This is a genomic window from Helicobacter sp. 23-1048 (assembly GCF_053654545.1).
The window spans coordinates 242,407-255,777 of the sequence record NZ_JBSIUT010000002.1 but is presented as its reverse complement, the minus strand read 5'-3'; the positions used below and the strand labels follow the sequence as shown (position 1 = coordinate 255,777).

At 38.7% G+C, this 13,371-nt stretch carries 12 protein-coding genes; 4 read left to right on the top strand and 8 right to left on the bottom strand.

The window, feature by feature from the left end:
- Positions 1-492: 492 nt before the first annotated feature.
- Together ACWIWK_RS07950 and ACWIWK_RS07945 are read right to left on the bottom strand one after the other, a co-directional pair.
- Entirely contained in the window at positions 493-1,176 is a 684-nt protein-coding gene (locus ACWIWK_RS07950; RefSeq protein ID WP_454152264.1) for a 16S rRNA (uracil(1498)-N(3))-methyltransferase, read from the bottom strand.
- A 4-nt stretch (positions 1,177-1,180) separates the two neighbouring features.
- On the bottom strand, positions 1,181-1,618 hold the full coding sequence (locus tag ACWIWK_RS07945) for a hypothetical protein (protein ID WP_454152263.1): 438 nt from the start codon (positions 1,616-1,618) through the stop codon (positions 1,181-1,183).
- 124 nt (positions 1,619-1,742) lie between these two features.
- Here ACWIWK_RS07945 and hemH point away from each other — a divergent pair, with 124 nt between their 5' ends.
- From hemH to ccsA, 3 genes are read left to right on the top strand one after another with little or no spacing between them, the layout of a single operon-like run.
- Positions 1,743-2,684: a ferrochelatase gene (gene hemH / locus ACWIWK_RS07940; protein ID WP_454152262.1), complete on the top strand. Its 942-nt coding sequence runs from the start codon at positions 1,743-1,745 to the stop codon at positions 2,682-2,684.
- 18 nt (positions 2,685-2,702) lie between these two features.
- Positions 2,703-3,311, top strand: coding sequence for a SoxW family protein (locus tag ACWIWK_RS07935; protein ID WP_454152261.1), 609 nt, complete (start codon positions 2,703-2,705; stop codon positions 3,309-3,311).
- Between the two features lie 9 nt (positions 3,312-3,320).
- On the top strand, positions 3,321-6,302 hold the full coding sequence (gene ccsA / locus ACWIWK_RS07930) for a cytochrome c biogenesis protein CcsA (RefSeq protein WP_454152260.1): 2,982 nt from the start codon (positions 3,321-3,323) through the stop codon (positions 6,300-6,302).
- Here ccsA and pyrF read toward each other — a convergent pair.
- The 6 genes from pyrF to ACWIWK_RS07900 form a co-directional block, all read right to left on the bottom strand.
- A complete protein-coding gene (gene pyrF / locus ACWIWK_RS07925; protein ID WP_454152259.1) occupies positions 6,299-6,988 on the bottom strand; it encodes an orotidine-5'-phosphate decarboxylase in 690 nt (229 codons plus the stop codon). The two genes, ccsA and pyrF, sit on opposite strands and share 4 nt — an antisense overlap.
- A gap of 6 nt (positions 6,989-6,994) precedes the next feature.
- Positions 6,995-8,068 (bottom strand): AI-2E family transporter, encoded by a 1,074-nt coding sequence (locus ACWIWK_RS07920; RefSeq protein WP_454152258.1) that lies wholly within the window; start codon positions 8,066-8,068, stop codon positions 6,995-6,997.
- 9 nt (positions 8,069-8,077) lie between these two features.
- A complete protein-coding gene (locus ACWIWK_RS07915) occupies positions 8,078-9,217 on the bottom strand; it encodes an outer membrane family protein (protein ID WP_454152257.1) in 1,140 nt (379 codons plus the stop codon).
- A gap of 105 nt (positions 9,218-9,322) precedes the next feature.
- Positions 9,323-10,249, bottom strand: coding sequence for a radical SAM/SPASM domain-containing protein (locus ACWIWK_RS07910; RefSeq protein WP_454152256.1), 927 nt, complete (start codon positions 10,247-10,249; stop codon positions 9,323-9,325).
- Positions 10,250-11,512 (bottom strand): aminofutalosine deaminase family hydrolase, encoded by a 1,263-nt coding sequence (gene mqnF / locus ACWIWK_RS07905; protein ID WP_454152255.1) that lies wholly within the window; start codon positions 11,510-11,512, stop codon positions 10,250-10,252.
- Positions 11,513-11,535: 23 nt separating this feature from the next.
- Positions 11,536-12,387, bottom strand: a complete 852-nt coding sequence (locus ACWIWK_RS07900; RefSeq protein WP_454152254.1) for a mechanosensitive ion channel family protein — start codon at positions 12,385-12,387, stop codon at positions 11,536-11,538.
- A gap of 215 nt (positions 12,388-12,602) precedes the next feature.
- On the opposite strand from ACWIWK_RS07900, the gene ACWIWK_RS07895 reads away from it, so the two are divergent.
- Positions 12,603-13,364: a fumarate reductase cytochrome b subunit gene (locus tag ACWIWK_RS07895; protein ID WP_454152253.1), complete on the top strand. Its 762-nt coding sequence runs from the start codon at positions 12,603-12,605 to the stop codon at positions 13,362-13,364.
- The last annotated feature ends 7 nt before the right edge of the window (positions 13,365-13,371 follow it).

Genomic DNA, 13,371 nt, shown 5'->3' with positions numbered 1-13,371 from the left:
GCTATAATTCCCGCGCATTAAACACATTAAAGGTGGGGCTTTACCTCCACCTTATTTTACGCTACAAATCACGCAAACTTCAGCCAAAATATCCCTTTAACTCGCTATCAAAAGCATTTATCATATCATCTAAAAACACTTCCATTTTGTCGCTTTAATGGTGCAGTTTGATAAACTTTGTGTATCGCCCAAAATAAAAAAGGCTCGAAACAATGATTTTGTCATACTGCTTAAAAGATTTTAAGAAAAATAGGCGTTATTTTGACAAGAATGATTTTTTGATTTCTCAATTTGTAGCGTTTGAAACAATGACATTGTGCAAGCGAAGTATTTCAATCGCAAACTAAGCCCAAACGAGATATTTCGCTAAACGCTCAATATGACAAAGAAATAGCCACGCTAAAATCCCAAATCGATGATTTGGTTTATAAACTCTACGATTTAGATTCGCAAGAAATTGAAATCATAGAATCTTAATAATTATATTTTGCCTTAAAGTAGATTAAGCACGCTAGCGGCAAAGAGCGTGGCACTCTGTGAGCGTAAAATAATATCTGATTGTAATCTTATAGAAGTTTTTAGCATCGCTCGCTCACTTGGGCTAAATCCTCCCTCCGCGCCGATAATCACACTTCTAACCTCCCTTAGTTTCTCTGCCATCACGCCTTCACTCACCTCATCGCCAGCCACATCAAAGGCGAGCGCATTTGGATAGCGCATAAGCGCGTCATTTAAATCCCTCAAAATTTCCATTTCTACAAGCTCGTTTCTCCCGCACTGCTCGCAAGATTGGATAAGGATTTTTTGCATTCGCTCCATATTAAGCGTAAAGTTTTTTTGACTAAAATCTGCGTAAAAAAAGCTTATCTTACTTATGCCGAGTTCATTAAGCGTAGGCAGGGTTTTTTCGATGATTTTGGGCTCAATTATCGCCCAAATGATATGAGCTGGTTTGCGCGCTATGCAGGCGTAATCTTTAGAATCTACAAGTTCTAAAGTGGCTTTATGCCTATCAATGTGGATATTTCTATACGCATAAATGCGCCTATCTCGCAAATTACAAAGATTAAGAATTGCATTTTTGCCTGCACGGCGTGATTTATAAATATGTGCGTATTGCTCTCCGTCTATGATGAGCTGTTTATGCCCTGCGTTAGAATGATATAAAAAACGCATAACCCTACAAATAACACGCACAAGCGACTATGATAAAAAGTCCAAGTTCAGCACCATACAAATATTTCGCAAACTTAATGTAATCTTGCATTGCCTCTAGGCTCGTGCGCTTAGCGACTTTAAGAATCTTAATGCGCTTAATCTCGCCAATAAGCATAAGCAACCAAAACACACACATTAGCACAAAGCTAAAACTCACGCCACTAAAGTTAAAAAACACCAAATTAAGCCCGCTTAAAAATGCCACACTCAAAAGAAAAAACACAAGTGGCATTACAAACCATATCTTTTTATTCATTGCCACGAGATTCTTATAAAAAAACAAAGTCCAAAGATTGAGTAAAATTGGCATTACAAGACAAAGCGAAAAAACTGCGTGATAAAACCTCAGTTGGTTTAAAGATTCTAAAATCATCGCAGAATCTGACACATTTTCAATCATTGTTTCCCCCTAAACTCTTTGCTATTTTTATCGAAATTCTAAGAATTCTTAAAAATCCAACAACCAAAGATTAACTTTAAAATTTTATTATTACGAAACTTTTTTAACAAATTAAGGAACAAAAATGTCAAAGCCCGCTGTCGTGCTATTTAATATGGGAGGACCGACCTCACTCTTTGAAGTCGAGGGATTTTTAAAAAATCTCTTTAATGACCCCAATATCCTTGATATTAAAAGTTCTTTTTTGCGCTCCACTTTGGCGAGCTTCATCACTAACAAACGCCTTGAAGAATCAAAAAAAATGTATCAAACAATCGGTGGTGCTTCGCCTATCATCTCGCATACTTTTGCGCTCACAGAGCGTTTAAACTCCTTAGACAATGAACATTTTTACACTTATTGTATGCGTTATAGTCCGCCATTTGCTAAAGATGTCTTTGCAGATTTGCAACAAAAAGGTGTAGATTCTATTGTCCTCTTTTCAATGTATCCGCAATACTCTTTTACCACGACAAAGTCTTCTTTACTCGACATTCACGCTGCATTAAAGGAGCTAAAATTCGCGCCCAAAATCCGTGTAGTTGAGCGGTATTTTTCACACTTAGGATATAACGAGCTCATTCTCAAGCGCATTTTACAAGCACTCGGGGAGAAAAATCCACGCGATTATACATTGCTTTTTTCTACACACGCTATCCCTCAAGCCACCGTGAAAAAAGGCGATAATTATCCTTGTGAATGCACGCAAAATGTCGATACTTTCACGCAAGTCGCCAAACAAAAAGGGGTGGAGTTTGATGAGATTTTGCTTGGATTCCAATCAAAACTTGGTCCTGTGAAATGGACTACCCCCACGACAAAAGACACGATAAAGACACTGAAGGGACGCAATGTAGTGGTGTTTCCCCTTTCATTTACGATTGATAATTCTGAAACGGATTATGAGCTTAGCATTGATTACGCAAATCTCGCCAAGCAAAGCGGGCTTAGTGATTATATTGTGGCAAAATGCTTTAATGCAGAGTTAGACTTCGCAAGGTTTATCATCGAAATGGTGCAATCTTAATACATACAAAGGAAAGAGATGAAAAAATATGTGGTATTTGTTTTGGTTTTTGGTGTGGGGGTGTTGTTTAATGCGTGCGAAGATTCACTTGTGCTTTCTAGTGGGAATGACATTGATGAAAAAACTTTGCGCGATATAGAATCAATGGATAAAGCAAGCTATGCTGGATTAGAAAATGTCTTTTTAGATTCTAAAACTATCGATTCCAATGGCAAGCCAACACTTTTAATCTTTGGCAAAAATAACTGCCCATATTGCGACAAACTTAAAGATGATATTAAGGCAAATGCTTCTATGCAAGAGATTCTTGCTAAAAACTTTAGCGCGTATTATATTAACATCGATTACTCCAAACTTCACCATTTGGCGCAATTTTTTGGCAAGATTGCGTCCTATGAAATGACGACTTTAGAACTCGCCCAAGCGTATCAAATCCGCCCAACACCTACACTTATATTTTTGGATTCTCAAGGGATACCATTTTTTACCTATCCGGGATATTTACAACCAAAGCAATTTAGCCTGCTCCTTGAACTCGCTAAAGAACATATAATCGTGCAAGCAGATTCCACCAATGTGCTATCAAAGCAAATAATGCAATCCCTAGAATCTAGCGTAGCACAATAAGGAGCAACAATGCAAATATTGAACAACCCAAACGCAAGCCTCAAACTCTTGTTTGCTAATATGAAAATTACTATCGCGCTAATGGCAATATACGCCATTGCGTGCGGGATAGCGACTTTTATCGAGCGTGATTTAGGCACACTTACCGCTAGAGCCATTGTCTATGATGCGTGGTGGTTTGATGTCTTGCATTTGTGGCTTGCTCTGTCTTTACTTGGCTCTTTTATCACTGCCAAAGCGTGGCAACGCAAAAAATACGCCTCGCTTTTATTGCACTTTTCATTTGTTGTGATTATCTTTGGTGCTGGAATCACACGCTTTTTTGGCTTCGAGGGACAAATGCCAATAGAGCAAAACACAAGCGCAAACATTATCTATTCTGCTGAGCCCTACCTTGTCATTCAAGGATTTAATAAAGCTACGCGAAAGATTGAGGGCGTGGAGATTCCCTTTAATATCAATGCGCGCAAGCAATATGAGGTTGATTTTTTTGATAAAAAACTCTATGTGAATGTCTCAAATGTGGGAGCAAAGGTCGATGAATTTAAAAACTCTTATACAAGCCTTGATTTGGCATTATTCTTTGACACTGATTTGACACAAAAAAGCACTCTATTTGGAGACATTGATTGGGAAAACCTTAAAGAAAGTGTAATCACGGCTGAAATTATGCAATCCCCATTAGGAAGTGTCGCGCAAAATACGCGCATTGATATGCAAGATTATGTGTTTTTTGTCTCTTGGGGAAGCAAAAGTATTGCTTTGCCATTTTACATTCACTTAGATTCTTTTGTGTTGGAGCGATATGCTGGCTCAAATATGCCAAGCTCGTATGAATCCTTTGTCGAAGTGCAAGATGAGCAAAACAACTACTTTAAAAAAGAGCGGATTTTTATGAATAATGTGCTGGATTATGGAGGGTATCGCTTCTTTCAAAGTTCATATTTCCCCGATGAGAGCGGGACAATCCTTTCTGTGAATAATGACCCCGGCAAAGTGCCGACATACATTGGATACACGCTTTTAATCATTTCTATGATTTGGTTGCTCGTGGATAAAAACTCTCGATTCCGCACTTTGGCGCGATTTGTCAAATCTCAATCACTCGCGCTTATTGTGGGCGTAGCTACACTTATTTCTTTGCCACAAACCGCGTATAGTATGCCTTTTGTTGATGAACTTCACGAAGATGGCGCAAAATCTAATCAACTCCAAGAAATCCAAAATACACAAAAAGTAGAACAAACGCAAGAATCTAATGAATCACCACAAATCCCACAAACACAAGAAGTGCCTATCAATATGCAAAATTCCCTTGCCTTTGTCCAAGAGCCAACACAAAAACAAACCGAAGAACTCCTAAAAAAAATCAAAGACAATTCACTTGAATTTAGCAATGAATTTGGCAAGGTGCTCCTGCAAGACTTCGGCGGGCGTATTAAGCCACTTGATACCATTGCTGGAGAATATGTGCATAAAGTTACAAACAAAGATGGGTTTTTAGGACTAAATAATGTGCAGATTTTTTTAGGTGCGATGGTATATCCACAATACTTTAGACAAATCAAAATGTTTCAAACCAAAAGCCCAAAACTAAGAACATTACTAGGCAATGACCCTAAACAAAACCGAGTGGCAGCCATTGATGCTTACGCAAAAGATGGCACTTATATTTTGCACAATTATGTAAATATCGCCAACATTAAGCCACTAAAAGACCAAGACACTTTTGATAAAGATGTTATTGATTTTAATGAAAAACTCTATATGTTTGGGTTGATGTATTCGGCAAAAATCTTGCGCGTTGTCCCTGATGATAGAGCGCAATCAAATGAATGGTATGATTTTGAAGACGCCTTAGAATCTCTCCAAGATGAATCAAGTAGGCAAATTATTTTTGGTATTGTCGCAAGTATTTTTCAAGGTTTTGTAAAAGGCGTGGAGGAAAATGATTGGAATCTTGCCTTTAATGGATTACAAATGCTAAAAGCCTATCAAAAACAACACGGTAGCGAGCTTATATTAAGTGATTCTAAAATCGCTGCTGAAGTGTTTTTAAACCACTCTAAAGTATTTTACTACCTTACATTTGTATATATTACACTGGGGCTTGTGTTTTTTGGCTTTGTGATAGCAAGCATTTTGCGTGCTAAGTCTCTAAATCCCAAAGTGTATATGGTCGCTTGGATTCTCATCGCTGGTGCATTTTTATGTCATAGTGCGGGTTTAGCGTTGCGTTGGTATGTCAGCGGACACGCTCCGTGGAGTAATGCTTATGAATCAATGCTTTATATTGCTTGGGCTTGCGCTCTCTCTGGAGTAGCAATCTTTGCAAGAATGCCACTCGCACTATCAGCGGCAAGTTTTATGTCTGGCATTACGCTTTTAGTCGCATTTATGGGCGATATGAATCCACAAATTGGTAATCTTGTGCCCGTGCTCAAATCCTATTGGCTTAATATCCACGTAAGCGTGATTACGGCAAGCTATGGATTCTTTGGATTGTGCTTTATTTTAGGCATTATTACGCTTGTATTGTTTATTATGCGCTCAAGCAAACGCGCCCACATCGATAGCTCAATCCTCTCGCTTGGCGCAATCAATGAAATGAGTATGATTTTAGGGCTTTTCTTGCTTACTATTGGGAATTTTCTTGGCGGTATTTGGGCAAATGAAAGTTGGGGGCGATATTGGGGCTGGGATTCTAAAGAGACTTGGTCTCTTATTAGCATTGGCGTGTATGCCATCATTTTACATATACGATTTTTAGGCTTTAAAAATATGCCTATTATTTTTGCAAGTGCTTCTGTGCTTGGGTTTTTTAGTTTGCTTATGACTTATTTTGGGGTGAATTACTTCCTCACAGGAATGCACAGCTACGCACAAGGCGAAGCAGAGGGAATCCCATATTACATTTACATAATGATAGGGGTGATTCTTGCCCTTATATTTCTTGCTACAAGAAATGGTGCATTGGAGAAAAAACTCTAATTCATCGATTCTAAAATACGCTCCACCACAGCTTTTGGGTCGCTTGATTGATAGATTGGGCGACCTATAACGATAAAATCACTCCCCACCCTCTTTGCCATTGCGATGTCTGCTACGCGCTTTTGGTCGCCACTACTCTCGCCAAATGGTCGGATTGCGGGCGTGAGAGTGATGAAGTTTTTATGCGTATGTGCTTTGATATTTTCCACTTCAAAGCACGAACACACCACGCCATCAACTCCCCCCTTATAAGCAAGTCTAGCAAGGTGAAGTGCGTGAGAATCTACCTTTGCATTATACACACTCATAAATCCCTTATCATCAAAACTTGTAAGTGCGCTAACAGCAAGGATAAGCGGGGAATTTTTATCCTTGCTTTTTTGTTTGGCAAGTGCTTGCATTGCCTCAAGTCCGCTACTAGCGTGGATTGTCAGCATATTTACCCCAAGAGAGGCGATTTCACTAAAGGCATCACACATCGTGTTTGGAATATCATAGAGTTTTAAGTCTAAAAAAAGCTTAAAATCCCCAATTTCCTTAATATCTAAAAGAAACTCCCTGCCATCACGCAAAAAACTTCGCAAGCCAACTTTAAGCCATAGCGTAGAATCTAAATGAGCTAAAGACTTTATAAGCGCAAGATTCTCTTGCTTGCTTGGTAAATCAAGGGCAATGCAAAGTTTCATATTGCTTCACTTTTTCTTTGCTAATGGTTTTTTAACTAATGGTTTTGGCGGTTTGGATAATACAATCTTTTGATACACACGCAAAAGTGCGATAAAAAGTGCAGTAATGATAGGACCAAGTATAATGCCCCAAAATCCAAATGCACTCAATCCTGCCAAAATCGCAAAGAAAATAAGCAGCTCATTTATTTGCACAGAAGTCTTCAAAATCCTCTTACTCATTATTCCAATGAGAATTGGCTTAATCACACTATCAATAACCACTGCGATAAAAATCAAACTATACAATGCAATAAAAAGTGCGGTAGAATAATTGCCAAGATAGATTTCATACGCACTAAGTGGGACCCACACAAGCAACCCACCAATAGCTGGAATAAGCGAGCAAAATCCATACAAGATTCCAAAAAATATCCCATCATAACCCAAAAATGCAATCGCCACACCAAAGCTAAGACCTTGTAAGACAATGTTAATCACTGAAGTATAAGAAACAACCTTTAACACGCTTATAACTTCATCAAAAACTGCCTGAACTTGCACCCTATCAAATGGTATAAGACTTACAATATACTCATACAAACGCGAACCATAATAATAAAAGAAAAATAAAAATACCACGATAAAGCCCGTATCAATGATAAATTCTAAACTGCGCTTCCCAGCACTAGAAGCGGCGTTAAAAATATATGAAAAAATCTCGGCTCCAGAAATCTTATCAAGCAACACTTTAGCTCGAGATTCTGCCTCTGGGATAACGCTTAGCCACTCTAAAATATGATTTTTGAGCGTGTTTAAAATATTATTAAACTCTTCTAAATTTGCGCTTTTAATAAAATCAATAAGAGAATCTATAACAAACACCACGGGCACAATAAGCAATAACACCAATACAAACACACTCAAAAGACAGGCTAAGATTCTAAACTTTACCACCTTAAGGAGAAAATTCATCAATTCAAATGTCGCTACACAAAGCAAAAGAGCGACCAATAAATTCATCAAAAAAGACTGATATAAACAATAAATCAAATACAAACTACAAAAAAATACCGCCCAAAAAAAATAAATCCCCTTCACACCGCAACCTTAAAAATTATATTGGATAAAAACGCGTCCAAGCAAATAGCTTTTGCCATCGCTCGCAAAAACATTATCATCAAGTGTTATTCCTGTTTGATTAAGCATTCCTATCAATCCACCACCAACTTGCAAATTATCATCAAGCATAAATTTTGCGTTTGCTTCCCAATTAAACACTTGCCTACCGCTAGCCGTTGTCGTGCGTATCGCAGATTCTAAAGTGATTTGATTTTGGAAAGTGTATTCAACAAAGGCATACAAAGTAAGTGCATTGGCATAAAATAACCCCTCTCTACGCTCAAAGTAAGTGCTCTGCCCAAACGAATCAATCCCCGCTATGCCCCTCTTTGATACACTAATAAACCCTCCACCAGCCTTCATACCCACTAATTGTAATCCACCCTCAAGCCAAATAAAGGCACTATCACCATCAGTTGGCAGACGCTCGACCTCTTGGTTGCTATTGCCAATATATGAAAGCAAATGCACTTTACCAAAAAACGATGACTCGCCTACCAAAGGCTTGTTGATAAGCCCCTGAACACCAAAACTCACAAACCTGCCCGGTGCGTAATAAAAATATGGGTGAAGTTTAAGAATGGATTGAGGAAGGTTAAGGTGCATTACTCCATAAAAAGCACCCGTAGCACCATAAGGATTGCGATAATCTGACATACGATAATTTGTTACATACGCATTGGCATTGACCCACGCAATATCAGCCGTTACATACGGAGTTACATTAAGCTCTGCGTGAATGCCTTGATTATAGTGCTTTATCCATTCGGCATCCATTTTGAATCTGCCAAATTCCGTTCTTACAGGTGTGCTTTCATTACCATATCGCACATACAATTCCGTTAAAATAGCCGTTCGCTTGCTTGTTTTAAAATCACCTCGCGTATATTCATACAAGCGTCCAGCTAACCAAAATGAACCACCAAAACTCCATCGATTAGGGCTTATAGGCGAGCGATACCCTATTGAGGTGTTCACATCGGCAAAGTTCGCCCTACCACCACTCATATATTGATAATATCCACCAATATGCCCATAGATTCTGCCATTAGCGAGGAAATCACCCACCTCATCAGCAAGTAAAATCTGGCACACACAAAAGAAAATAATAAAAATTTTTTTGCTCAAATAAGTCCTTTAAATCCTTTTAATGCCCTTAAATAAGCCTTTGTATAATGATAGAATCACCAGCTCATTGCGCTTACTTTAATATCAAAAAGCAAAAGTAATTCCTTATGCGTTTATTTGCAATCCTCGCGCATAATCACAACTTTGACACTTTGGCATTATTGCTTTGCCAATTTTAAAATTTTGCGCAATCTCTTTTGCCAATGGACGCTGTAAAATATCACTAAGCGCATCTTGTTTGATGTTACCAAGCGCAATCTCCCCCAAAGCATCGATACAACAAGGCACAACCACGCCATTGCTTAAAATCCCTAATTGCTTATGCACGCCATAACAATACAAATTCGTTGTCTTTGTATCTTGCGCACTTTCAATAAGGGAATCTTGCCCACCCCATTCAAAATCGCGCGTTTTCACAAGAAAGATTTTATACGCAAGCCTTGCCCTACTCTCTTTAGATTCCACCAAATGTAATATATTGTTTATATCTTTGTTAAAAGTAATTGAAAGTTGCTCTAAAATCTCTTGTGTAGTGGGATTTTTCTCCTTTGATTGTAGCAGATGTCCTTGCAAATGCTTTTGGTGCAAACGCAGTTGGATAAAAATCTCGCTTTTGTGCTCCCTGCAAAATTCACAAAATGCCAAAATGCACGCGAAATAATTTTTGTGAAAACTTGTTTTAGAATCCACAAATGCACTGAGCGAAAAGGCAACTTGATGAATGGGCTTTTGCGAAAGAAGCGCGAAATGTTTTGTGTTTAAAAATTTCGCATTGCTCACTAAATCCACGCGCAAATCAAACTTATCCAAAATTTTAAGATATTCATCTAAATTTTTCACAGCCAGCGGGTCGCCTAAAATATGCAAACATACGAGTTTTGTAAGTCGCTTCGGCGTGCTTAAAGATTCACAAATGCGCTTAAAATCCGCCACACTCATTACTCCACGAGAATCTGCCCTTTGACTTTGCGGACAAAAACTACATTTAAGCCCACAAATATCGCTTAACTCAATATATACTTTATCTAACATTTATTTTGGTTGCATATCGTGCAAGACTTCACGCCCAGCGATATATAAACTTTTTGCCTCTCTTGCTTGGAGGATAAAATGCAAGACAGCTTGAGACACATCATCAATCTGTGCTACTTGTGGCATTGCAAAAATAGCAATATCTGCATTTTTGCCTTTTTTTAACTCTCCAGATTCTATGCCTAATGCCTTGCCTCCGCCAATAGTCGCGCTAAGGAGCAATTTTTGTGCGAGCCATTGTATATCCGCACCCTCATAGCCAAAGAGCGCGCTTTTTAACTCCTCAAGCATATCAACGCTATTATTTGAGCTTTTGCCATCAGTCCCAATGGCGATATTAAGGGACTTTGGAGCATTGTGTAACGCAAAATATGTATTACACAATAAACGATTTGAGCGCGGGCACAGGACTACGCTATGCTTATTTTTTGCCATTTGGCTAAGTTCATCGTGTGAAGCAAAAAGACAATGTGTAAAAAGCGCGCTTATCTCGTTAAATTGTGCTAAGAAGCTCTGTGCGCTAAAAAACGGGGTAGGATTACTCACACCAAAAGTCCTAGCAAAAAAATCATAAAAATATCCACTTTTGCAATCAAGCCATTCTCTTTCGTGTGGAGATTCTAAAAAATGTGCGCTTACAGGAGCTTTTAATTGCTTTGCTAGTTCCAATGCGTGTTTGGCATAAATATTGTGTAGTGAATACGGCGAATGCAAGGCAATAGCTGGCGTAAAGGTGCGGGATTGATACGCCTTGCAATCCTCCACCCGTGCTTTCAAATGAGCAAAAAGAGAATCTAGCGCACTTGGATTGCTTCCCATTGCTTCGTTAAAATACACCACGCGCAAGGGCGAATGCGCTAATGGCTCTAAATCGTATCCATAGCTACTAATCGCGCCTACGCTTCCCACACCACTTTTTAATTGTTGGGTAATAGCTTGGTGGATAGATTGTGTGCTATCGCCTAAAACATCATCTCTCTTGGCAATCACAGAATCTAGCCACCGACCAAAATCCCCATACACAAAACTTGCGACATTGTTGCTAAATTCAAAATGAATGTGTGCGTTAATCAGTGCTGGCAAAAGCACACAATCTTTGTGAAAATGCGCACTCACATTTGAAAATGTGCTTTGAAGCTGTGCAAAAGGTGCAACCTCTAAGATTCTATCATTTTCAATAAGCACAGCATAATCGCGTTGCACACTACATTGTGTATCGCAAATAAACACTAAACTCCCGCCTACAATCACGCGCTCTTGCATCGCTTGCCTTTTAATGTGTGGAATTATTGCAACTTTGTGCTTTTGTGCGAAGATGGCGTGGATTCATAAAGCGTTACATCAAGTTTGTCAAATGGAATCTCAATGCCATTTTTATCCAAGCTCTCTTTGAGGGCTTCTAGGACTTGTGCTTTTGATTGCACCGTGCCGTGCTCAATGCCAATCCAAAAGCGGATAATAAAATTAAGCGAGCTAGAAGCCATATCGCTAAGTCCTACAAAATAACCCTTTTTGCTATCTACGCAGGGCACAGATTCTAGCACACTTACAGCGATTGATTTGACCTTTTCTATATCGCTATCATATCCCACACCAAAGACAATATCAAGTCGTCTTTGCGTTATATCTGTGGAGTTGATAACATTCGCGCTTGCAATATTGCTATTAGGGATAATGGCGAGCTTACCATCGGGCAATCGCAAAGTTGTATTAAAGAGATTGATTGCCTCTACTTTGCCTGTGAGTGAGCCTAACTCAATGGTATCTCCCGGACTAAATGGTCGCAAAATAATGAGGATAATCCCGCTCGCCACCGATGAGAGAGAATCTTTTAAACCAAGCGCGATAGCCACGCCAGCTGTGCCAAGCACTGCGATTATGGAATTTATCTGCACGCCTATCGTGCCAAGTGCGGCGATGATGACTACTATATTTATCCCAATAAACACCACTTGGGAGAGAAAATTCGCCAACACAATGTCGCGCTCTTGCAATCCTTTTTTAATCTTTTTGGCAAAAAAGCGTGAGAGATAATACCCAAGTATCATTAAAGCAATGAGTTTGAGTGAAATGAGTGTGATGTCTTCTAAGATTCCCTCTATATTACTCGGCAAAATGTCGCTCAAAAACTTTTCCATTACATAATCCTTAATTGCATAAGTTTATGATTAAAATCATAGCGTAATTTAGCGTGATTTTACGCTTGAGTTTTATCGCAGGGGTATTTTTCGTATCATTTTTAGGCAAATACATTTTCCAAATTAAATTTTAAGTTGTTTTTAAGGGTATTTTTCTTAAAATCTCTGTGTCTTTGGGACACTAAAAGGCAACAAATTCCACAACAGGAGGAAATATGCAAGAGGAAAAGGTTATTGAGAGTTACACAGGTGTAACCCCAGAGAGGAAAAAGAGCAAAATGCCAGCACGGCTTGACTTTGTGCAAAGTGCTAGCGGTTTGTTCTTAGGTTTATTTATGATAGGACATATGTTTTTTGTCTCAAGTATTTTGCTAGGCAAAGATGTGATGTATGCTATCACAAAGTTTTTTGAGGCAAGCTTCATTATTCGTAAAGGCGAGCCACTCATTGTATCTGCTATTGTGGCAGTCGTAATCATCGTGTTTGTTACACACGCATTTTTAGCATTACGAAAGTTCCCCATCAGCTACAAACAATTTCTTGCTCTCAAGGTCCATAAGGATTTAATGAAGCACGGAGATACTTCATATTGGTTTATTCAAGCATTGACAGGATTTGCATTATTTTTCTTAGGAAGTGTGCATCTTTTCGTAATGCTTACAAAACCAGAAACCATTGGACCAAATGCTTCTTCATATCGCTTCGTGCAAGAAAACTTTTGGATTTTGTATTTATTCTTGCTTATTGCAGTGGAGCTTCACGGCTCGATAGGCTTATACAGACTTTGCATTAAATGGGGTTGGTTTGAGAATCTCGGTATTCAAGCTTTAAGAAAAATCAAACTTGCAATGACAATATTCTTTTTGACACTTGGTATTTGCACCTTTGTGGCATATATGAATATTGGACTAGAGCAAGACAAAGACAAAGGCATAGAATACTACAAAGAACTAGACCACAAAGAGTTTGGTAAATAAGGAGGGA